A 23585-nucleotide genomic window follows, 5' to 3' on the forward strand; every position below is an offset into this window, starting at 1 on the left:
AACACAAAATCACAATGGGAAAAACTTATGATTTAGTAAGCCCATTGGTTTTAGTTCATTTATCATCCATCCCCCATTCAATAGGAAAAGGATATAGATCGGTTAATAGCGAAAATAATCTCTGTGAGATAACGTGATAAGGAGCGATAATTTGAAAATAATGAGAGAAGCTGCAGGCAAGGATATGGAAGCGATTTATATGATGGGCTATGACGTTTGGGGAGACAATATGCCAGCAAACGAATATATAACCATGTGTCAGAATTCCGGTAAATACAAACAAGGTCAATGGCATGTGCTGGAAGAAACAGATACTAAAAAGCTAGTAAGTTCGCTGATCGTATATGAACTAAATCCTAAAGAGAATTTGATTGTTAGAGGAATTGGTTCGATTGCGACCCCTATTTCTGAAAGAAAAAAGGGCTATGCATCTCTATTGATTCAGAAAGTGATAAACGATTTGGAGAAAAGAATGAATTGCACAGATTTCTTACTCTATAGCGATATTGGAGCAGAGCTATATGAAAAACTTAATTTCAAGAAACTCCCATCGATGGAACAAAAATATAAGGATAGTATTTGTATGTATTATTCAAAAGAAAAGGATATGGAATCCATATCCTTTGAAATTCCCAATTATTTTTAAAGGTACTTTTTCAACAATCAAACGTACAACCCACCTGTAGTTACTTCAAGCTTTCTTTTTCACCGTAAACATAAGAACAGGAAATGCCCTTTAGACGCTCACTGGTGGCGAGAAATATTGCCGTCTGTGCGCCTTTTTTTTTCGCCTATATTCGTCCTGCCCATCATCCAGCCGCTTTAACGAATCGATCAGCAATCGAGGTGATTCACCCGTGCATATAATCAAAGTGTCATAGCCTGATAAAGGAGACGCTGCTACGGTGGGAAAATATCGTAATCTGTAAAAAGGCTTATAGTAAAATGGTATAATTATCATATATTGTATAAATGATTACGTGTACCATTTGGCATATGGATCATGTAGGAGGCGCAAACATGAAAGCAATTAAATATATCCTGGCGGTGACCGTCATCGCTTTATCCGTTTATCAGCTCATTACTGGGGATACTGAATTGATGCCGTATTCGATGTTTTGCCTGGGGGCCATGGTGCTGGTGATGGGACTGGTCGATCTTCGAATGGATCGGAAAGGATCGTGGTATAGGTCCCTTGTTATCTCATTATTTCTTTTCTTTGTCTCAATCTTGGGGTTCTTCGGGTGATGTGGAGCCTATGAACTACCCGATTCCGGGAAGGAGGTTTTTTTGTGAAAATAATCTTGATGTTCGCGATTTTAATGAGTTTAATGTTCTTTATCGATAAAATTGTAAGAAAATGGGTTGGTTTGGAAAAGAAAAAGGTGTCGGAAACGCCTGGGAAGAATATCGATCGTTGGGGAAGGGGGATCATTTTAGTCATTTATTTATGCACTTTACCTTTTATCATAGAGGAGCCAAAGCACATGAAGCTGATTTTTTTGTGCTATTTCACAGTAATATTCGGGTTTCAGTTAATTATGGAGAAAACGTACCTGAAAAACAAAGAATATTTGTTTACGCTTGCTAACGTATTGATATTATTAGTTTTGTTATATTATATCGATCACTTCATTAACTGGGCCTGAAATTAAGTGGAAGGATGATTACATGAAGCTTTTCAGAGAGATGTCTGCAACGGAGTCAGCTCATTGGAAAAAAGGCGCAATACTTGGTTTTTACACGTATATGCTGTTATTATTCATTGACCATATGTATTATCTTTACTTTGAAAAAAACGTATTTTCATCCAACATGATTTTTTGGTCAGGATTGCTTACTGCATTTGGATTGCAATGGGTTTTGGATCTTCGTGAGAAAATGAAACGTTGAAGAAGAGGCGCGGAGTCACTGAATATGAAAGGCAAACCACCCCATGAATCCAGGGTGGTCATCAGTCAATTTAAGCCTACCTGTTGTTCACTCCAATGCCAGAAACGCTCGACAAGCTCGTCATCTTGGGCAAGCTTTGATATCGGCGCTTCTTTTTCATCGTAAAAATAAGAACCGGAACTGGTTTTGACACGCTCGCTGGTGGCGAGAAATATTGCCGTCTGTGCGCCTTTTTCCGGAGTTCTGAAAAAGGGGACAAGAAGCTTGATGAACCGTTTGCCGAAACCGGTGTCACGATCAACGCCTATATTCGTTGCGACGGCCCCGGGATGCAGGGCGTTTACGCTGACAGACGTCCCTCCCATTCTTTTCGCTAATCCCTTCATGAACCAAACATTGGCTAGCTTGGAACGTCCATACCCTTTAACAACATTGAAGCCTTTCTGAAAGTAAGGATCGTCAAAGTCGAACTTCCCCCATTTATGTGCTCCTGAAGAAACGATGACAACCCGCCCATCATCCGACCGCTTTAACTCATCAATCAGTAGATTGGTCAGCAAGAAATGGCCGAGGTGATTCACCCCCAACATCGATTCGAACCCGTCCTTCGTTTCCTGCCGTTTTAATGTGACAACGCCTGCATTATTGATCAATAGATCAAGAGAATCATGCTTTGCCTTGAACGCACCAGCAAAGCGGTGAATGCTTTCGATGGATGCTAAATCAGCTATCATTAATTCAATGCTGCTGGAATGGCTTTCTTCCTTGGCCATCTCAAGCGCTTTTCTACCCTTCGCTTCATTGCGGCATAGCATGATGACGTGCAGCCCTTTCTTGGCTAGGGCTATCACGGTTGCCAGGCCCATTCCTGAATTGGCACCCGTTACGATCGCTAGTTTCTTGTTCATGAATGTGCTCCTTTTTATTCTATTTGATTTTCATAATCAGCTATCCGCTTGTTCTTTTAAGTTTGAATGGAGTATATCATGAAAAAGACAAACCGGTACGTAAAGTGAACTCTTAATAAGGCTAAACAATTCAAATACAAATTCGCGAGTAAATGATTAAAACCCCAAGAACTAAAAAATATAGGCATTCATCATCAAGCGGCATTTCATGTTGCCCTTGGTGCAGTAAAGCATTATTTGCAGGAAGCTGATTGGCTAAATATAAGTGCAGAGGGAGCGGGTCCGTGGGGATTGTATTGTCGAATGGAAAAACGATCGATGTGGACTGTTTGAGCTGTGCCATAACAGTCGGCTTAATCGAGCCTGATGGCGGTGTTATAATTGAAACGGAGTATCTTCATGCCCATCAGGATGTAGCAAACCCGCTTAAAGGATTGGTCATTTTAGCATCGAAACGCCATATTACGTGTTTTGATGAGTTGACTGAAGAAGAAAAAATCGATTATATCAATCTATTGACGAAAATCAGGCAGGCTCAAAGGAACGTATTGAATATAGAGTATGTGAATTATTTCTACAACGAAGATACGACGCAACATTTCCACACATGGATGGTTCCGCGTTATGACTGGATGTATCAATTCGGCCGTTCAGTCGAATCCGTAAGGCCGATTCTTTTGCATTCAAGCACACTTGAACGGTAAGGAGAATATTAAGGAAGTGTTGCTTGCAATAGCGGCGCTCACTCAGGAATTAAAAGGGAAATAAGTTTCCCCAGCTAACGTCCCGATGTTTTTAGTGCTCGGTTGATATTCGGAAATCAGAAGTCCTACTATCGCGGCTATTCGCCTGTGGATTATCTTGCTTTCGCTAAGCGTCGTGCATATAAATGATTGTATACGACCTGTTTCATGAGATAGGTTGAAATTGATTGATCATTGGCAGCTTCAAATGAATGGGGCGAATCCCACAATTTCTTGAAGGTGATGAACAGCAGATTCTCGGCATTGATTTCAGAACCGGTAAGTTTGATTGCGGCATTTTTTAGCATCTTTTCATGTTGAGAGTAAAGCTTTGAAAAGTAAAGCCGATCCCTTTCTAATAGGTGGTCCATGATTTCTTGTTTATTCATCATTATTTATCCTCCTTCCATTTTAGGTTGATAGGTATAAGTACCTTACTTTGCTTGAAATGAAACCTGATTTTGAAATATAGTGAATTTGATCCAAAAACGCATGCCCCGGAAGAAGGGCATGCGTGAGGACATATTACTTTATGATTTCCAACTCTTTCAGGGCTTCCAGTGTAATTGCCTTGGCTGTGCTTCCGCTGCCGTCCAAGTTCGTGGCGAAAGCCCATTTTCCTTTGTCCGTTTCTACATAACCGATATACCAGCCCAAGCCCATATCAGAAAGGCGCGTACCTGTTTTTCCATGAAGAACATAGTCGTCGGCTTCTTCATTGATCATGATTCTCTTTACCGTCCTCATATGTTGCTTATCGATGGGCAGCTTTTCCTCCACCAGGTTTTCAATAAACTGTACCTGTTCCTTGGCAGAGATGTTCAGGCTGCTATCCAGCCAGAATTGATCAATCCCGCCAGTTATGTCTCGATTGCCGTAGTTGATCATGTTCACATAATGCTGCATGTTCTCTGCCCCTATATCGCGGGCCATTTGCTGATAAAACCAGATTACGGAATATCTCATGCCTGAAGCAAGTGAATGATCCCTGTTCCAATCCTCGAATTCCCGGATTACCCCATCCCATCGCTTCACTTCATATTCATCTTTCACTGCTTTTGTCTGTAAGCCGATCAATGCATTCGCCACTTTAAACGTCGACTCCGGAGTATAGCGAACGTTACTCCTTTTTTGGTTATACATATACTTTTTATCAGTATTTAAGTTTTGGATGATCATCGTCCCATCCACACCGCCGAAAGATTCCCCTATTTGCAGTTCTTTCACCTTATGACCGTTTGCACTTGCATGAATCGTACTCAACGAACCAGAGACCAACAAGACAAGAATGAAGCATAACGTTTTGAATTTCATTACACACTCTCCTTTAAGGGTTGGATTCATTTTTTTCCAAAAAATAGGACAACAACTAAATTATACTTATTATCTTCGGGAAACGAAACTATTAAATTATGATACTCAAGCAGGGATGCAGCAGGAAGTTGATGAATAGGTAGGGTGAATGCTAGAATGTGGGGGTTTATATATGAAAGTTAGTCAAAGAAAAATAAATATGATTGAAAAGGAAATTACATACACCTATATCTAGTAATAGGAGAAAAAGACCCTCATTTTAATCCTGAAAGAATTCAAAGGATCAACACTAAAACGAGCATGAGCATGAATATTGTCACTGATGCTAATCATTCATTGGATACTTTTTAATGCTTCAGGGTCGATAATGGCCCTAGATAGTGTCATGAAAGGATTGGCGAAAATTAAAAACTGAGCCTTACCAGAACAAATCCAGTTTTCATAAGGCTCAGTAAATGATTCGTCATTTTAAAATGCATGGAGTCCATTCAAATAAAGCCCAGTTTTTCAAGCGAAAGACTGGGCTTTGGTTTAATTGATTATATTTTTTGTGGATGGGCCAAAGCCTTTTATCATTTGTGTCATGTCCTGTGGCGCTAATTGTGCCACTTGATAATAGCGATGCTTGTTTTGATACAAGAAAATCTCATAGGCCATTTCAATAAAGTTAGGAACGCTGTCAGCGATCACCCGTCTAAGCACGGGGTTCGTGATTTCGGGAGCTGTCATGGCAAGCAGTGATGCCGAGGATTTAATTAGCCCAAGCATATGACCGGAAACACCCTGTTCATTCATCTCATTAACAGATTGATTTGGTTTTTTTGGCTGAGAGGGTGTGAGCCCATAAATGACGTCATTATTTTGTTTCATTTCGTAGGGCTGGGATACGTGCGTCGGTTTTTTTCCTGTAGAGAAAGCTTCTACAGCAATGTTATATACATCTGTAACGAAGGTATACTGATGGTTAAGGATCGCCTTCAACTCTTGATCTTTAATGTGCTGGTCAAAGAGCTGATACTGATCTAATACATTTATTAATCCTGAAAGGACCTCGTGAGCGTCAAATAATTCATGACCACCATGATTCATGTTCGGCACCATGCCTTGTGGTTGTTGGGTATTCGACATATTCGGTTGAATTTGCAAAAGTATTACCTCCCAATTTTTTTTAGCATACCCCTTTAACATGGTCAGTGATGTAAAAAAATATGTAAGTATTTAATGAAAAAGGTGATTTGTCGACCCAAACTGGAATAATTCGACCTGAAGCCGGAATAATTCGACCCAAACTGAAATAATTCGACCTAGAGTGAAATAATTCAACCTAAAGCCGGTATAATTCGACCTACAACACTAAGAATAAATGGCTATAATATAGGATAACGACATTGTGATGAATGAAAGGGGAAATCATGGAAGGAACCAATACGTTTCAGACAATTGATGAATATATTTTGCAATTTCCCGATGAGGTACAGAAGATCCTACAGGCGTTAAGAAAAGTGATAAAAGCTGCGGCACCGGATGCCAGTGAAAAGATAAGTTATCAAATGCCCACCTTTGCTTTACATGGAAACCTGGTCCATTTTGCTGCCTATAAAAATCATATAGGGTTTTATCCAACACCTAGCGGAATCAAAGCTTTTGAAGATGCTTTATCCGACTTCAAGCGGTCGAAAGGGGCCGTTCAGTTTCCCCTTAGCAAGCCAATTCCTTATGATGTAATTAGCGAGATCGTTACATTCAGAGTGGATCAGAATATTAAAAAAGCCGAAGCCAAAGCGAAAAAGAAATAATCAATCGAATTCAGGATTAAAAGGAGCGATTTTTCTTTAAGAAGAATCGCTTCTACTGTAGATAAGTTTGTTTCCATCATGAGTATTTTCTTTGAGTGGAAACTTGGTACACCCTAAAAAAATGTATCCAATGGGGAAATCTATCTTCGTGCTCAGTGCAATGAAACGGGCTTAGTGCAAATTTTCAAATCTGCGAGCAATCGGAATTCCAGCTTAATTTCCACGCAGAGTAAAATGAAACGGTCAAATTTTTAAAAGCGATTCTTCTCAAGGAAGATTCGCTTTTTCTTATGCCTCTTCAAGATAATCGATCGCCTCTTGCACGGCGCTTTGGAACCTGATAATTCTCAAAGGGGAGTAACCTATGATAAGCTAGTATTATCGGAATTAACGAAATATTCATGGCCTTTTGGCGGGAATTTTGGTGTACGCTTCATTTGAAGGTAGGAAGCCGACGTTTATTACTGATCGCTCCACATTAATGGAAGAATTTAACGAAGCGAAATTCAAAAGAGGGAAAAAAATCGGTCGGGGAAAGTAGCAGGTCAATTCATGAAGCCTTTATTAATGTCGGATTCATACAGCACTTGTTGAAAACATCTCGATAAATTTGACTAAGAAAGAGGAAGGTGACTATTATGTTCAAGAAATTATTCGGTAAAAAAGAAACGATGGAGCAACTGCTTGCTCCTATAAATGGACAAGTAATCAAAATTGAGGATGTTCCGGATCCAGTGTTCTCCGGGAAGCTAATGGGGGATGGAATTGCAATTCTTCCTGAGGAGGGTTTGGTTGTATCTCCTGTTGAAGCAGAAGTAATCCAGGTTTTTCACACAAAGCATGCCTTAGGTCTCCGTACCAAGAGTGGTATCGAATTGCTTATACATATTGGTTTGGACACTGTTAATCTGAAAGGCGAGGGGTTTGAGCTGCATGTCGCAGAGGGACAGCATGTAAAAGCGGGGGATAAGCTTGTGACATTCGATATCGAATTCCTTAAAGCGAATGCACCTAGCATCATAACTCCGATCGTTATCACGAATGGCGAGCTGGTTGAAAAAATGGAGAAAACAAATAGCACTGTAGCAACTATAAACGAAACGGAAATTATGACTGTTCACTTGAAGTAAAAGAAATGGGTGAACTATCCCCGGAATGATGGACACTGTCCTCCATTCCGGGGCTTTTTTGTTTTATAGGGAGATAGCAATTAGGGTTGGGTACTTTTTAAGTAACTTTCAAACAATAAATCAATAAGCAGCATCAACGTGGATCTTGCGGTGATATCATATCCGGCGAAGTTCACTTTCTCTACAGTCATGCTTAAGTTGGTTTTAACCAATTTCCCTAACGTCGAATCGGAAGAATTGGTTATCGCTGCCGTTTCAACTACTTGGAAGGATAACTTTTCCGCTGCTTGGATGAGTGTTTTGGTCTCCCCGCTCGTAGAGATGAAGAAGACCATGTCATTGGGTTTGATCATGTTTGGCAGAAGATCGATCATATGCGATTCATATGTATAGTGAGTTTGTTTATTAGTTTGCATGAGCAGCTTACTGAAGTATTCTGCCAGCATTTTGGACAATCCCACTCCAATAACGATCACACGCTTTGCATTTTTGATTTTTTCGCTCAGCTTATCCAAGTCTTTTATTTGAATCGTTTCCAAGGCGGCGATGAACTCTTCTTTGTAATGTACGAAAGGGAGGGAGTTTACCGTCGTTTGCTGATAATCACTTGTTTTTAATAGGTACTTTAGTTCTGAAAATCCTTCTAATCCAAGTTTGTGTGCCAAACGGACAATCGTTGTCGTGCTGACATTGTTGACCTTCGCTATTTCGGTTAGTGAAAGGTTTTTTGCCTCATCTACATGCTGATCTATGTAATACAGTACTTGTTTTTCAGTAGGTGTTAAGTTTGCAAGGCGATTGCCGAACTGATCAAGAAATTTCCCCAATTACATTCCCTCTTTTCCCTCTGTTTCTTTTCTAGTATATCATGCCCACTTTTCGATTCTGTACAATTATACAGAGACTGTACAAAGTTCACGAAGTATAAGTGGTATAACATTATTAGGACATAGAAAAATGAACACGGTTTCATACTAGTGAGAGACGGGAGTGAATGGCATGGAATTAAAAAACATGACCCATCCAAATTTAGTGCTGTTTGATGTCGAGGCTTCAAGTAAGAAGCAAGTCATTGGACACTTAATATCTGAATTATATAAAGAAGGCTATTTAGAATCAGAAGAACCATTTTTGAAAGCGGTTTTAAAACGGGAGGAGGTTTCTCCCACTGGTTTAGAAAAAGGCTTGGCGATTCCACATGGTAAGTCTTCTGCGGTTAAAAAAGCCGCCTTTGCGGTAGCTCGGTTAAAAACTCCAATACAGGATTGGGAAAGCATCGATCCAAACAATAAAGTTCAACTTGTCTTCCTGATCGCCATTCCAGAAAGTGAAGCCGGCACGACTCATTTAAAAGTGCTGTCCACTTTAAGCACGAACTTAATGCGTGACGGTTATTTGGAAGGACTAATGTCTGCAGAAAATCCTGAGATTTTTCTAGAAAGGCTGGATCAAGAAAACCAAATCGAGCCAAAAGCCAATCAAGTGTATGAACAAACCGTTGTTGCGATAACTGCTTGTGCAACCGGAATCGCTCATACGTATATGGCAGCTGAAGCACTTGAAAAGGCTGGCCGTGAATTAGGTATAGACGTACTCGTGGAGAAGCAGGGCGCGAACGGGATAGAGGACAAGCTGACTGAAGAGGTTATAAAAAAAGCGGACGCGGTCATTTTCGCAACAGACATTGCGCCAAAAGAAAAAGAACGTTTTGCTGGTAAGCCTTACGTGCAAACCCGCGTTGCAGAGCCGTTAAGAAAGGGTAAAGAAATCATTGAATCAGCGTTGAACAATCCGGCTGGAGTAATCGCAGGGAATCAATCAGATGAAATGACAAGCAACACCTCTTCAGGCGGAGGAGGATTTAAAGATGCCGTTCAAGCTGTCATGACAGGTATTTCATACATGATTCCCGTCATTGTAGCCGCAGGTCTCATGATGGGGATCGCAAAACTTGGTGCGATGCCTTTTGGTCTCGTTAATGAATTGGGAGATCCGAAATATGCCACAGATCCTAATGAGTTACTAGTCATCTTGCATCATCTGGACAAATATGGCGCATTGATCTTTAAGTTCATGTATCCGATCTTTGCCGCTTTCGTAGCCTATTCCCTGGCTGATCGCGTCGGGTTAGTTGCTGGTTTCATTGGCGGTGCTTTTGCTGGTGGGCTTCACTATACATTCTGGGGTATTCCAGATGGTGTTGCTTCCGGATTCTTAGGTGCCTTAATTCTTGGTTTAGCGGCTGGTTACATTTCCCGTTTCGCAAATCGACACATTCATTTAAGCAAAAACTTTCAGGCGATGAAACCGATGTTCATCATCCCGGCGATTGGTGTCCTATCGATATTCTTCCTGAATTTTTACATCGTGGATCCTGTCTTTGGCAGTTTGAATGTCGTTCTTCGCAATTGGATTGAACATGCTCAAGGTACAGGTGATGTTGTCCTTGCGTCCATTATAGCTGCTGCGACTGCTTTTGATTTAGGCGGTCCGATAAACAAAGCGGCAGGTGCCATCTCAATTGGACTTGCAGCAGATGAGGTGTATCCAATAACGGCTCGGGTGCTGGCAATCGTTATCCCGCCGATAGGTCTTGGGTTGGCAACAGTGATTGATAAATATATAGTCGGACGTCGCGTATTTGATGCAAACCTTCGCATAGCGGGAAACAGTTCCTTGATTTTAGGTTTTCTCGCAATCAGTGAAGGGGCGATTCCATTCATGCTGCGAAACCCGCTAATCACGATTCCGATCAACATCATAGGTGCAATCATAGGTGCATGTACAGCCGTGCTTTTAGGAGCTGTTCAATGGTTGCCGCTGCCGGCAATCTGGGGCTGGCCATTGGTGGAAAACTTATGGGCCTACTTGCTTGGACTCGTTGTCGGAGCAGCATTTATTGCATTTGCTAATATATTTGTGCGTTTTTCCATTATTAAGAAAAAGGAACGTCAAGCGTAAATCAAATAAGGGGGCATCTTGTAAAGGATGACCCCTCTTTCTATTAAACGCGTAAGATCTTAGGAGGGACATTGAATGAAACAGAAAAAAGTATACGTCGTACCGCATTCCCATTGGGACAGAGAGTGGTATTTTACAATAGAAGATTCGAACCTTTTACTAGTTGAAAATATGAACCGTTTAATGGATGTGATGGAAAAAGATCCAGCATATAAGGGATATGTATTCGATGCTCAATCTTCCATTATTGATGAGTATTTGAAAATCCGCCCTGAGGAAAAAGAACGATTGCAAAAATTGATTACAGACAAGCGCATTTTCGTCGGACCTTGGTATACACAGGCGGACTCACTGCTAGTGAACAAGGAATCGTTGATTCGTAACTTGCTGTATGGAACGCGCATAGCGGAAAAGATGGGGCATAGCATGAATATCGGCTATTTGCCTGATATTTTTGGCCAAAATACGTATTTGCCTTCCATTTTCCAAGAGTTCGATATCGACTATAGCATTTTGCAGCGTGGAATTTATACAGATCAACTGAAAGGGGATTTGAATTTCACGTGGAAATCTCCAGATGGGAAAAGCGTTAAGGCGAACAACATCTACTTTGGATACGGACCTGGAAAGTTTTTAGCGGATGATGATCAATACATGGAAGAGCGTTTGCTTCCGATTTTAGAAAAAATCGCAGAGATGAACAAAAATACAGACAATCTGCTCTTACCTGCAGGGGGCGACCAAGTACTAGTGCGTAAGGATTTTCCTAACACGGTGAAAGCACTGAACGAAAAGGATATCAAGCATGAATATGTCCTTTCCGATTATGAAACGTTCATGAATGAAACGTTTGCCGATCATGACCGATTTACGAATGAGATTGAAGGGGAGTTAATTGCCACTCAAAAATCACGGATCCATCATACAATCCGTTCACAGCGCTATGATATTAAGAAATTGAATGCAATAGCGGAAGAAAAGGTCATATATGAGCTGGAGCCTCTAGCAAGCTTAGCCGGCACATTGGGCTTTAGCTACCCACAAGCTTGGCTCGATGAAATGTGGAAGATGTTGTTTGACGTACATGCTCATGACAGCATCGGCGGCTGCAATTCGGATGATACGAATCAGGAAATTGTCAATCGATTAACGAAAGTCATTCGCTTGGCTGATGGTTGCTTGAACTTATTGAAAAAGCAAATGACGGAAGCGGTGAGCCGTAACTTAGGAAAGAACTCTATTTTTCTACTGTTTCATTTGCTGCCAAGTACTTTTAAAGGCTCGACAAGAGTGACTCTCTTTACAAGGGAAAATGAGTTTTCCGTAAGACAATTAAACGGAAAAAAAGTGATGCTGGATGTGTTGAAACAGGAGTTCATTAGTGGCGGAAAAACGATCGTGGTAACGGCTGAAGGTGAAAAAGAAGTAGAAACACCTGGCTATTACCGCAATGAAGTTCAGCTTAACGACATACAATTGCCATCAATGGGATATGAAACATTTGACGTAATCGACGGTGGTAACGGCGGCTCCCTCGAGAAGGTAGACCGTGATTCCATTGAAAATGAGCATTTTCGCATAACCGAGGAAAACGGTGCACTGCATGTACTTGTTAAATCAAATGCACAGACAATCAAGGATTTCATCAAGTTTGAGAACGTAGCGGATGCGGGTGATTCGTACGACTTCGCACCGTTAGATAAAGACTTGCCAATTATTACGAAAAACGTTCAAATTGTAAGTGTTGAAGCAAGTACGGGTGTCGAGTTTATGGATGTTCAACATACCCTTTTGGTACCTGCAGACTTAGCCGAACGAGAAGCGGGTCAAACGTCCAAAGAACTGGTGATCACATCACGGTTTGAACTGCGTAAGAACGAGACATTCATAAGAGTGACACATATCATCGACAATGATGTAAAAGACCATCGTGTGAGGGTGTTGTTGCAAACATCGCTTACGGCACCAGAGCATTCATTTGGAGATCAAGGCTTTAGCTTGATTCAGCGTCCAACCATCAATCCGTATATGAAGAGCTGGAATGCGCAGAAATTTGCTGAAGCTCCCGTACCGATCTACCCCCTTGAAAACCTGGCTGGAGCAACGAACGGTCAAATCACAGCGGCTGTTGTCACGAAAGGAATCAAGGAATACGAGCTGCTTAAGGAAACAGGAGAACTGGCATTGACGTTGTTCCGAAGTGTTGGATTGCTCGGTAAAGATAATCTAGCATGGCGTCCAGGCAGAGCATCTGGGATCAATAACAAGGTGGTCTACACGCCAGACGCACAAATGCAGGGTACGATGACATTTGAATATGCGATCCATTTTTCAGAGGGCTATCATGAAACAGATCTGTTTTCACTTATCGAACGATATTATGGGCATACCGTACATTACCAAAAGCAAGCCTTGAACACCTTTGAGGAAAGATTGGATCGTTTCGAGATTCCTTATCCTGTCGATACGTTGCCAAGCCGCTTTAGTTTGTTTGAAATAACGGGTGATGAAGTGTTTTTTAGCACATTAAAACAGGCACATGACGATGATTCGCTTGTGGTCCGCTTATTTAACCCTGCAAATGTTGCGCAATCCGTAAAAGTTATAAGTGAGCATATAGAATTCATTTCCGAAACAACATTGAACGAAAAAAATGTGAGCGAAATAAACAATGAAGTGACGATAAGTCCAAAAGGGTACGCAACACTTAAACTGGTAATGAAGGAGAACCGATCATGAATATTACCGTGAAAATCGAGAATTGGTTAAAGCTGATTTACAAGGAAGATTATTCATCGGCGTTTACCAATCAATTAGTGAATGCAATAAACGAATGGAAGCAAAAAGACTGGAAGGAAACGATGCCGCTTTCCGAGAAAAATGTGTATCTAATCACGTATGGAGATGCAATCAGTGAAGATGGGGAGCCTACGATAAAAACGTTAAACAAGTTTTTGAACGAATATGCACGTGAAGAAATTACCGATGTTCACTTGCTTCCTATGTTTCCGTACACATCCGATGATGGCTTTTCCGTCGTTGATTATCATCAAATTCAGCCGAAGCTTGGTGATTGGGCCGACATTGAACGCTTCTCTGGCGATTACCGCTTAATGTTTGATTTCGTTGCCAACCATATGTCTAAATCAAGTCAATGGTTTCAAGAGTACTTGAGAGGCTGTTCAGCGTACAAGAACTATTTTATTCCTAAAGAAGCTGGATTCGATTCGTCCAAAGTGGTGCGGCCGCGAACTTCGCCACTTTTTCACGAATATGAGGGGGGAAAAACAGCTTGGACAACGTTCAGCGAAGATCAGGTGGATATAAACTTTAAACACTTCCCTGCCTTGCTTGAGATGACCAATATTTTACTGGAATATGCCTATCGAGGTGGGACGAGTATCCGCTTGGATGCCATCGGTTTTATGTGGAAGGAAAGCGGAACAACTTGCATCCATTTACCTCAAACGCATGCAATCATTAAGTTATGGCGGGAGATTTTGGAGGAACTGCAGTTACACACCTTACTTATCACCGAGACCAATGTTCCGTATAAAGAGAACATCAGTTATTTTGGCGATGGCAAGAATGAAGCACACATGGTCTATCAATTCTCCCTGCCTCCGCTCGTTTTGCATACGCTAACGACCCATCATGCGGATACGCTGACAAAATGGGCAAAAACGATTGAAAAAGTATCGGACGAATCGACTTATTTCAATTTCTTGGCAAGTCATGACGGGATTGGCATGCGTCCGACGGAAGGGATATTATCGGATGATGAAAGAACCGCTTTAGCGGAAAAGGTTCTCGAAAATGGCGGGCGGGTATCATACAAAAGCAATCCTGATGGTTCCGAGTCGCCGTATGAACTTAACATCAACTATATGGACGCACTCATTAATAAAGAGGAAGATACAGACGAAGCTATTCAAGTTCAGAAGATGCTTGGGGCACATTCGATTTTGTTTTCCGTCATCGGTGTTCCCGCCGTTTATTATCATTCATTACTAGGTTCAGGCAATGACTATGAAGGTCTTGAAACATCTGGAATCAACCGCCGCATCAATCGTGAGAAATTTGACTACGAAAACCTTGTCAACCAGCTTCATACGTCAAAGAGGCGCGAGAAAGTCTTTAACGGCCTAAAAAAATTAATTCGCATTCGCAAGCAGCAAACCGCATTTTCACCATTTGCCGAGCAGGAAATCTTGGAGATGGGTGATCAGGTGTTTTCATTAAAACGGAGAAACGAAGAGACTGGTGAAACGATTTTATTTGTGATAAATGTCGCCAATGCCGTGATCGATGTTGAGCTCCCTTATAATGGGTACGACCTATGTAGTGAAAAACGTGTAGAAAAGTCGATCGTGCTTACTCCTTATCAATTCATGTGGATAAAAATATAAGGTAGGTGGATGGAATGAAGATTGTGATCGCTCCTGATTCATTTAAAGAAAGCATGACAGCTGCAGAAGTTTGCGTGGCTGTTGAAGCTGGCTTTAGGAAAACGTTCTCTGCTGCCTCTTATTATCATGTTCCGATTGGTGATGGAGGTGAAGGAACGGTTCAGTCCGTCGTGGATGCTACGGGTGGAAAAATCATCACCCGTGAAGTAAGAGGTCCGCTTGGACATGCTGTCGAAGCGTTTTATGGCATTACGGGCGATGGAAAGAAAGCTGTCATTGAAATGGCGGCAGCATCAGGATTGCAACTTGTTCCGAATGCGCAGCGCAATCCGTTGATAACGACCACGTATGGAACGGGTGAGTTGATAATCGATGCTCTGGATCACGGAGTAGAGCGGATTGTATTGGGACTTGGCGGTTCAGCAACAAACGACGGTGGCGCAGGTATGGCGCAGGCTCTCGGAGTGAAGCTATTAGCTGGAAATGGAGATGAGCTTCAACCCGGTGGAGGAGCTTTATGTAAAGTGGCATCAATAGATATGACCACGATGGACTCTCGCTTGAAGTTTGTCAAAGTGGAAGTGGCTTGTGATGTAAGGAACCCTTTAACAGGCCCGCTTGGGGCATCAGCTATATTCGGCCCTCAAAAAGGGGCCACTCCTGAAATGGTGGAATTTCTCGATAGTTGCCTGAAACGATATGCACAAGTGATAGAAAAAGACCTTGCCATCACTGTTGACGCATTGCCGGGAGCCGGTGCTGCAGGAGGTTTAGGTGCTGGAATCGTTGCCTTTTTGGACGGGAAGCTGCAAAGCGGCATTGATTTAGTGTTGGATGTAATTAATTTTGAGGATGTCGTGCAAGGTGCCGATTTAGTCATCACAGGGGAAGGCCGAATCGACTCACAAACCGTTCACGGGAAAGCCCCGGTCGGTGTTGCTGGCCGAGCAAAGTTGGCTGGCGATATACCAGTCATAGCGATCGCAGGAAGTATGGGGGACGGGTATGAAGCCGTGTTCGAGCATGGTATTGACGCGGTATTTAGTGTAGTGAATGGGATCGTCACTTTAGAAGAAGCGTTAGAAAACGGAAAAATCAATATCGAAAAAACCGCAGAAAACATCGCGCGGGTGTTGAATATAAAAGGTTTTTATACTTGATTTTGGAAGGGTGTTAGTTCATGTATCGAGAACCCATTTTTTTAAAACCTGTCTGTCAAGATCGAATCTGGGGCGGGACAAAGCTTAGGGAAGAATACGGGTATGAAATTCCATCTGAAACAACAGGGGAGTGCTGGGGGATTTCGGCACATCCAAACGGCCCTTCGATAGTGGAAAGTGGACAGTTTGCAGGAAAATCCTTAAACGAACTATGGAAGAAACAGCCTGACCTTTTCGCAAATCCACCAGAAGCTGAATTCCCGCTGTTAACAAAAATCCTGGATGCCAACATGGATTTATCTGTACAAGTTCACCCGGACGATCTCTATGCAAAAGTCCATGAAAACGGTGAGCTTGGAAAGACGGAATGCTGGTATATCATTGATTGTGATGAAGATGCGGATATCATCTTTGGACATTCTGCGCAAACGAAGCAAGAACTTGAAACAATGATAGAGGAAGAGAAATGGAGCAAACTGCTTCAACGCGTAAAAATCAAACCAGGCGATTTCTTTTACGTCCCAAGCGGTACCATCCATGCCATTTGTAAAGGAACGCTTGTACTGGAAACGCAACAAAGTTCGGATACAACCTATCGTGTCTATGATTATGACCGAACCGACATGGACGGAAACAAGCGCGAGCTTCATTTGCAGAAAGCCATCGACGTGACGACGGTACCTCAGACAGAGCAACGTACACATGATAAAGTCGAGCGAGTAACAAGCGCAGAAATTACGACTTTTACTGAGGCGGAATATTTCTCTGTCTACAAATGGGACGTCAATGGTACTTTTGAATACAACAACGAGAAATCATACCTACTGTGCAGTGTTCTTAATGGAGCGGCGAGCATACTAACCGAGGACGGCGAGTTTCCACTGAAAAAGGGAACACACTTCATAATCCCTGCTACTTTGAAACGCTTCAAGATAAAAGGAGAAGCTACTCTAATCGTTTCACATACTTAAGGATAAACAATACACATATGTTAACTGCCGCTGTGAAGCATCAGCTTTTGTTTTTTATTCTCTAGAGTTATCTATCTCTATTAGGAATCTACTTCTTTCTATATCATTTCAGCGCCATTTAACACTTTAAATGAACTGAAATTTTGAAAGTTTATGTAAAATAAAAGATTAGGTGTTTACAATAATGAAAACCTGTAAAAACAGTCCTTTCAGCCAATGCTGGAAGAACTGTTTTTATTTATGAGACACTTATTACCAAACACCCCCAGGAGATACCGCAGCATTTCTTTATCGTTAGCATAGAGGGGATTGGCTCCAATGTTTATAGCTTCAGCTTCACTTAGCATAGTGAACCTGAAGTCTCGCATATACTCTATAACACTATTTAAAAGATTTAAGATTGTTAATTAACTTGCTAATATTTTGGATTGGACCGCTATCATATAAAGCCTCTCTAAATGTTAAGTACTCAGTCCCCCTTTCTATAATATAATTCAACAATACCTTTTCAGGGAAGCGCACGGTCGATTTACTAGGAATGTCATTCCATTCTTGGCTAGCGAAACCATGATGCCATGTAAATAATATAGTGGAATTTTTTTTCATTAGCTTTTTCATTTCCCAATCCATGGAACGTTCTGAAAAGCCACTGCTGCCAAAACCGGTACATAAACAATCAGTCATTGCCTGTAAAATTGAAAGCCATATACCATCAACATCATCCCAATCATAAAAGCTCGAGAGATATTGATGTTGATAAGCTATAAGTACTGTGCCGTAAAAGGTCGTGCCTTTTGTATGAATAAGCTGCTGATTTGCTAATTGCTTAGCATGTAAGTGATGGATTGGGATAAAATCTTCGTTAACTAATATTTGCTTTTTATTTATAGTATCATAACCATTTTTTGATATATATGTTTGAATGGTAAACATCTATGAACCACCTATCTAGGGTTGAATAATGTTATTCTATATTTTTTTATAATTAACCTGTACTTTTTGCCATCAACTGTTGTATTAATCTCAGCGTAATCGTTTTCAGATTTAATTTTAGTATGACATGAAATTAATTGTTTCTTGTTTCCTAAAATGGAATGATGTGTTTCAATTAAGAAACCCTATTTCAAAATAATCATCTTTGAAATCACATAAGATTGTATGGGCATCTATTGATATAACAGCTATGTATACAAGCAAAACTCAGACAATGCTGAGTAATAGAAAGATACTGCTTGAGACCGCTTGCAGTGAACTAACTTACAGATTAGATTATGAGCTTTAACACCAACGTCTTAAAAATGAAATATCATGTTTTATATTTGAAGGAACCCTGCTTATTAGTGGATGGCGAAACCCAATGGAGAAGTAGAAAATTATCTTCTTCCTACCATTACTTCTTAAAAGTTTTTCTCGGATATTCAATTAGGAAGTGAAGGAAATATTTGCTGCCAGCAGGATAATCAAAAAAAACAACGAATAGTAGGGCAGTGAACGAAAAAATTAATCAAGTGAGGGTGAATGTAATGAGAGTTCAAGCAGATAAGATATTCGTTAACCTGCCAGTCAAAGATTTGGATGCTTCGATACAATTCTTCACCAAGGTGGGCTTTACCTTTAACGAGCAAATGACCAATGAAAACGCAACGTGCATGGTAATCAGTGAATCCATATACGTCATGCTGCTGGTCGAGGAGTACTTCCAATCGTTTACGAAGAAGGAAATAGCTAATTCAGAGACCAGTGCAGAAGCGATAGTCGCCCTATCGGTAAATAGTAAGCAAGAAGTAGACGAAGTCGTCAATAGAGCATTGAATGCCGGCGCACAGCCTTTTAATGAAGCCATCGATCATGGGTTCATGTACGGCTGGAGCTTCAAAGATCCCGATGGACATCTTTGGGAAATATTTAACATGGACGAAAGTGGATTCAGTCAAGAATAAACGAACAGCCCTTCACTTAAAATATATGCCCTGGACATTAATAAAAAAGATGCGGTCTGTATTTGCAGACCGCATCTTTTTTTAACTCCCACTCCCCTCATTTCATTTACCATCCTATGAATCCATGCACCTTTCAAACATGCAAATGATTGCTCAAATTGATATAGCGTATGAAAGGCAATAGTAAGATACCTCCTTCCGATACAGAAAGCGAATGCCTGCAGTGTAATGAAACGGTCTGGGCAATCGAAATTCTATCTCTATTCCCATGTAGAGGTGAATGAAATGGCATCTCACTCATCTTGAAATGGTTTATTTGTTAATAATTAACTATATATGATACTATTACCTATAGTTTGTTTTAACATGGAAGAAGGTATTAGATGAAGGGGATTTTCCGAACTAAAGTTTTTTATGTAACTATTTTGGCCGTAATGTTGCTTGTTGGCCTTGCTATTAAGTATTACGATCATGAAGAGCCGAAAGAGGCATTGACCGAAGCTGAATTTTATACAGCCTTAGAGGCTGGAAACGTGTCTTCGTTAAAATTGGAGCCGAAAAAAAGTGTATATGAAATAAGTGGTCGTCTGAGGGGGCATGGGGAGGATCAATATTTTCAGGCCATTGTACCGATTAGTGAACACGCGTTAGATACAATCAACAGAGTTGTAGGTGAACAGGAAATAAATCAAATTGTGGTGATACCGCCAGATACAGAAGTAAGCGAGTGGGTCACCGTTATTACAACGACACTGCCGTTCATTCTCCTTTTAATCATGAGTTTTGTCATTTTTCTCTTGGTACTCGTAATAAAAAGATGGAACCGTCCTGGCTGGTAAAAAACTCGCTTTTCCACTATTGGAAAGGCGAGTTTTTTTAATCAACATGTCGAGTCGTGTACTCTCTACATCACGTATAAAAAATTACAAAAAATGGCGTATTATCGTAAATACTATTTGGTGGAGTTTTTATAATATTATGGTAGCCATCTAGAACCGATCGTTTTGTCATGGTCGGCTATAATCACGCAGTCGGAATTTTCAGGGGGAGGGATCATCATAAAAAAATGTGAGCATCAACAGCTGTCGACAATCAAGCAGGTAAGTGGGCCGACGTTGATCATGTGTACAACATGTAATGAAATCATAAAAATCGTAAAGGGATAAAGCAGAGTTATGTTAGTGGAAGCGGGAGCCCCACATAAAAAAGCGATACTTATCGTAAACCACTTTACGATAAGTATCGCTTTTTTTCTTTTTTGCTTTCAGGCATCCTCCCATTGTTACATCAGATGTAAATGACATGACAAAAAAACGAAAAATTATAAATAATCCTGTTTTATTATAAATACATTCTCCTCTTTTAGCTGTAATCTAATGGTGAATAACTCAAAGGGGGATATGGAATGGGGAAAACAAAAAAAGGTTGGATGCTATTATTTGCTTCATTAATGACGATCTTTTTGTTGGCAGGCTGCAATAGTGAATCATCCGGCTCAAGCAGTGATGGCGATTCAAAAGGCAAGGGAGATAAAATCGTAGTAGGCTTCTCACAAATTGGGGCGGAAAGCGGCTGGCGAACAGCGGAAACGGACTCCATTAAAGACACGTTGGGCAATGACCCCCAATTTGAATTGAAATTCTCGGATGCTCAACAAAAACAAGAAAATCAAATTAAAGCGCTTAGAAGCTTTATTGCTCAAAAAGTGGATTTGATAGCATTGGCTCCCGTAGTTGAGTCAGGCTGGGAAACGGTACTTAAGGAAGCTAAAAATGCTGATATTCCCGTCATCTTATTAGATCGTGGGATTAATGTTAAAGACGAAACACTTTATACAAGCTTCATCGGGTCCGATTTCATTACCGAAGGTGAAAACGCTGCTAAAGAGTTGATCAACTTGATGGGCAAGGATTCGAAAGTGAATATCGTGGAACTGCAAGGAACGGTCGGAGCAAGTGCTGCAAATGACCGCATGGCTGGATTTGCCAAGGAGATTAAAGGAAATGCCAATTATAAAATCATTAAATCGCAAACAGGTGATTTTACACGTACGAAAGGTAAGGAAGTCATGGAGGCATTCTTGAAATCCGATGGCGATAATATCGATGCGGTGTACGCTCATAATGATGATATGGCGTTAGGAGCGATACAAGCGATCGAAGAATACGGATTGAAGCCAGGTGAGGATATCAAGGTGGTTTCTGTGGATGGCATTAAAGATATTTTTAAAGCGGTCATTGCAGGGAAAGCAAATATCATCATTGAGTGTAATCCATTGTTGGGACCTCAGCTTGCGCAGGCAGCGAAAGATTTAAAAGCTGGAAAAGAAATTGAAAGATGGATTAAAACGGATGAAGAAGTGTTCGTTGGGAAAGAAGCGGCAGAGAAAGCATTATCTTCACGACAATACTAATAGTACGGGAAAAATCGGAATTGTTTTTAACAATTTCGATTTTTGTATGGAATCAACATTTGAAAAATGCATTTTGATTATTGTGAATTTTATTGAAATTAAGTAACAGATTGGTAATAATATAACCATGACCCAAAGTAAAGGGAGAGGGAGAGTTCACTATTGCTTTGAAATTGCTAGCACATTTCAATAACAGCAGCATTCGATTTAAACTATTTTTCTATTTTTTTATCATCATCATTTTGTGCATCATGACCCTCAGTTTTTTTGGTGGGGAGATTTACAAGAAATCGATTGAAAAAGAAGCGAATAGGCACACAGATCAGATGATTGACCAAGTGTGGAACCACATTAAAGTACTAATTCAAGAGAATGATAATATTATGTATTATTTAGCGAACGAAGAGGCCATTGACCAATTTCTTAAACAAAAAAGCCCATCTGAAATGATAGAGCAAAAAGCAAAGGGGAAAATAGAAATCTATAAAGACCGGCACGAGGAAATTGCAGGAATCATTATCGTGAACCGATACGATCAATTGATTAGTAATGAAATGACCAGGATTTCCAGAGATCCGCTTACGAAAGAATCCTGGTATAAAAAGGCGATACAATCACCAGGGAAAATCCAGTTGATTTCAAAGCCGATCGGCAGGAATCTTACAAACACATCGGATTATCAAGTCAATAATGTGCTATCGCTTGTCAAAGCCATCGAAAACCCGACAACCAAGGAAGTGGAGGGTGTCATTTTAATAGATCTTAAGTTCGATTTCATCAAAAACGTGATAGAATCGATCAAGCTTGGGAAAAGCGGCTTCATATTTATTATGGATAAAGAAAACAAAGTGGTTTATTCACCGGTAAACTCGACGGTTTATCGCATACATCCAAGCTGGTTGGCCAATGATGAATCTCCGCCGATTGAAAAGGAGATTGATCATGACAAGTTCCAGATCATTTATAATACGGTTCCTGCTATTGGTTGGAAGATTGTCGGTGTGTTTTCCATCAATGAAACGACAAAGGTTGTATCTAAAGTACAAGGCTTTACATTAATCATCGCCATCATCACGTTAATCCTCAGCTTGATCGTGTCCTTATTCTTTGCGAATACGATAACGAAGCCGTTAACAAAACTCAAGACATTGATGGGGAACGTGGAGGAGAGGCGCTTCGACCTTCGCTTTCACTCGAAGTATAACGACGAAATTGGCCAATTGGGCAACAGCTATAATAAGATGATCCAGGAAGTGGAGGAGCTCATTGAACTCGTCTATAAGGAACAAAAAAGTAAAAGGGAAGCCGAGCTTAAAATATTGCAAGCACAAATCAAACCGCATTTTTTATACAATACATTAGACACGATTCAGTGGATGGCAAGCGAATATAAAGCCGATAAAATCATCGAAATGGTCAATGCGCTGACAACCTTATTCAGGATAGGCTTGAATAAAGGGAATGAATTCATAACGGTTGAAGAAGAGGTCGAGCATATAGTCAGTTACCTTACGATACAGATGACCCGCTATGAATCCAAATTAGAATATCAATTGGATGTTGATGAAACGGTAAAGAATCATCAAGTGCTGAAACTCATTTTACAGCCTTTAGTGGAAAACGCGATCTACCATGGAATCAGGAATAAAAGAGGGAAAGGGAAAATATCCATCAGCATAAGTAAGAAGGATGATAAGCTTTTATTTGCCGTAAGGGACACAGGAATCGGTATCGAGAAGGAGCCTTTGCAAAAATTGAATGCTGCGTTAAGAGATATGAGTGTTGACCATAAAGGTTATGGCTTATTTAATGTGAATGAAAGAATCATGTTGTCATATGGATCTCTTTATGGCTTAGAGGTTTTTAGTGAATATGGAACCGGCACAACAGTAATAGCGATACTTCCTATAAGCAAAAATTAAAGCGCTTACAAATTTATCGGCTATC

At 40.7% G+C, this 23585-nt stretch carries 22 protein-coding genes; 16 read left to right on the top strand and 6 right to left on the bottom strand.

Annotated elements, in window-relative coordinates; all coding sequences use genetic code 11:
• Positions 1-160 precede the first annotated feature (160 nt).
• From ASU00_RS12475 to ASU00_RS12490, 4 genes are all read left to right on the top strand, one after another.
• Positions 161-646 (top strand): GNAT family N-acetyltransferase, encoded by a 486-nt coding sequence (locus tag ASU00_RS12475; RefSeq protein WP_413783526.1) that lies wholly within the window; start codon positions 161-163, stop codon positions 644-646.
• 374 nt (positions 647-1020) lie between these two features.
• A complete protein-coding gene (locus tag ASU00_RS12480) occupies positions 1021-1248 on the top strand; it encodes a DUF3953 domain-containing protein (RefSeq protein ID WP_057913792.1) in 228 nt (75 codons plus the stop codon).
• A 44-nt stretch (positions 1249-1292) separates the two neighbouring features.
• A complete protein-coding gene (locus ASU00_RS12485; RefSeq protein WP_057913793.1) occupies positions 1293-1649 on the top strand; it encodes a DUF4181 domain-containing protein in 357 nt (118 codons plus the stop codon).
• Between the two features lie 22 nt (positions 1650-1671).
• Positions 1672-1893, top strand: coding sequence for a hypothetical protein (locus ASU00_RS12490; protein WP_057913794.1), 222 nt, complete (start codon positions 1672-1674; stop codon positions 1891-1893).
• A 65-nt stretch (positions 1894-1958) separates the two neighbouring features.
• Here the strand turns inward: ASU00_RS12490 and ASU00_RS12495 are convergent, their stop codons facing one another.
• A complete protein-coding gene (locus tag ASU00_RS12495; protein ID WP_057913795.1) occupies positions 1959-2801 on the bottom strand; it encodes an SDR family oxidoreductase in 843 nt (280 codons plus the stop codon).
• Between the two features lie 284 nt (positions 2802-3085).
• On the opposite strand from ASU00_RS12495, the gene ASU00_RS12500 reads away from it, so the two are divergent.
• Complete coding sequence (locus ASU00_RS12500; protein WP_330219536.1) at positions 3086-3505, top strand: HIT family protein; 420 nt, start codon at positions 3086-3088, stop codon at positions 3503-3505.
• Positions 3506-3657: 152 nt separating this feature from the next.
• On the opposite strand, the gene ASU00_RS12505 is transcribed toward ASU00_RS12500, so the two are convergent.
• The 3 genes from ASU00_RS12505 to ASU00_RS12515 form a co-directional block, all read right to left on the bottom strand.
• Positions 3658-3936, bottom strand: coding sequence for a sigma factor (locus tag ASU00_RS12505; RefSeq protein ID WP_057913796.1), 279 nt, complete (start codon positions 3934-3936; stop codon positions 3658-3660).
• A gap of 133 nt (positions 3937-4069) precedes the next feature.
• Positions 4070-4858, bottom strand: a complete 789-nt coding sequence (gene blaOXA, locus ASU00_RS12510; RefSeq protein WP_057913797.1) for a class D beta-lactamase — start codon at positions 4856-4858, stop codon at positions 4070-4072.
• Between the two features lie 531 nt (positions 4859-5389).
• Positions 5390-5986, bottom strand: coding sequence for a spore coat protein (locus ASU00_RS12515; protein ID WP_057913876.1), 597 nt, complete (start codon positions 5984-5986; stop codon positions 5390-5392).
• Positions 5987-6270: 284 nt separating this feature from the next.
• On the opposite strand from ASU00_RS12515, the gene ASU00_RS12520 reads away from it, so the two are divergent.
• Together ASU00_RS12520 and ASU00_RS12525 are read left to right on the top strand one after the other, a co-directional pair.
• Positions 6271-6654, top strand: a complete 384-nt coding sequence (locus ASU00_RS12520) for an iron chaperone (protein ID WP_057913798.1) — start codon at positions 6271-6273, stop codon at positions 6652-6654.
• 638 nt (positions 6655-7292) lie between these two features.
• Complete coding sequence (locus tag ASU00_RS12525; RefSeq protein ID WP_057913799.1) at positions 7293-7784, top strand: PTS sugar transporter subunit IIA; 492 nt, start codon at positions 7293-7295, stop codon at positions 7782-7784.
• 80 nt (positions 7785-7864) lie between these two features.
• Here the strand turns inward: ASU00_RS12525 and ASU00_RS12530 are convergent, their stop codons facing one another.
• Positions 7865-8611, bottom strand: a complete 747-nt coding sequence (locus ASU00_RS12530; protein WP_057913800.1) for a MurR/RpiR family transcriptional regulator — start codon at positions 8609-8611, stop codon at positions 7865-7867.
• 172 nt (positions 8612-8783) lie between these two features.
• On the opposite strand from ASU00_RS12530, the gene ASU00_RS12535 reads away from it, so the two are divergent.
• From ASU00_RS12535 to manA, 5 genes are all read left to right on the top strand, one after another.
• Positions 8784-10745, top strand: coding sequence for a fructose-specific PTS transporter subunit EIIC (locus tag ASU00_RS12535; protein WP_057913801.1), 1962 nt, complete (start codon positions 8784-8786; stop codon positions 10743-10745).
• A 75-nt stretch (positions 10746-10820) separates the two neighbouring features.
• A complete protein-coding gene (locus ASU00_RS12540) occupies positions 10821-13484 on the top strand; it encodes a glycoside hydrolase family 38 N-terminal domain-containing protein (RefSeq protein ID WP_057913802.1) in 2664 nt (887 codons plus the stop codon).
• Positions 13481-15154, top strand: a complete 1674-nt coding sequence (locus ASU00_RS12545) for a sugar phosphorylase (RefSeq protein WP_057913803.1) — start codon at positions 13481-13483, stop codon at positions 15152-15154. The genes ASU00_RS12540 and ASU00_RS12545 overlap by 4 nt, the downstream gene beginning before the upstream one ends.
• A 14-nt stretch (positions 15155-15168) precedes the next feature.
• On the top strand, positions 15169-16314 hold the full coding sequence (locus ASU00_RS12550) for a glycerate kinase (protein ID WP_057913804.1): 1146 nt from the start codon (positions 15169-15171) through the stop codon (positions 16312-16314).
• Positions 16315-16334: 20 nt separating this feature from the next.
• On the top strand, positions 16335-17285 hold the full coding sequence (gene manA / locus ASU00_RS12555; protein ID WP_057913805.1) for a mannose-6-phosphate isomerase, class I: 951 nt from the start codon (positions 16335-16337) through the stop codon (positions 17283-17285).
• 381 nt (positions 17286-17666) lie between these two features.
• Here the strand turns inward: manA and ASU00_RS12560 are convergent, their stop codons facing one another.
• On the bottom strand, positions 17667-18218 hold the full coding sequence (locus ASU00_RS12560; protein WP_057913806.1) for a hypothetical protein: 552 nt from the start codon (positions 18216-18218) through the stop codon (positions 17667-17669).
• 590 nt (positions 18219-18808) lie between these two features.
• On the opposite strand from ASU00_RS12560, the gene ASU00_RS12565 reads away from it, so the two are divergent.
• From ASU00_RS12565 to ASU00_RS12580, 4 genes are all read left to right on the top strand, one after another.
• On the top strand, positions 18809-19225 hold the full coding sequence (locus ASU00_RS12565) for a VOC family protein (protein WP_057913807.1): 417 nt from the start codon (positions 18809-18811) through the stop codon (positions 19223-19225).
• A 383-nt stretch (positions 19226-19608) separates the two neighbouring features.
• A complete protein-coding gene (locus tag ASU00_RS12570) occupies positions 19609-20064 on the top strand; it encodes a hypothetical protein (protein ID WP_057913808.1) in 456 nt (151 codons plus the stop codon).
• A gap of 566 nt (positions 20065-20630) precedes the next feature.
• On the top strand, positions 20631-21638 hold the full coding sequence (locus tag ASU00_RS12575; RefSeq protein WP_057913809.1) for an ABC transporter substrate-binding protein: 1008 nt from the start codon (positions 20631-20633) through the stop codon (positions 21636-21638).
• A 167-nt stretch (positions 21639-21805) separates the two neighbouring features.
• A complete protein-coding gene (locus ASU00_RS12580) occupies positions 21806-23560 on the top strand; it encodes a cache domain-containing sensor histidine kinase (protein WP_201786294.1) in 1755 nt (584 codons plus the stop codon).
• Positions 23561-23585: the final 25 nt, after the last annotated feature.

Origin of the sequence: Peribacillus muralis, from assembly GCF_001439925.1 — a bacterium.
GTDB lineage: Bacteria > Bacillota > Bacilli > Bacillales > DSM-1321 > Peribacillus > Peribacillus muralis.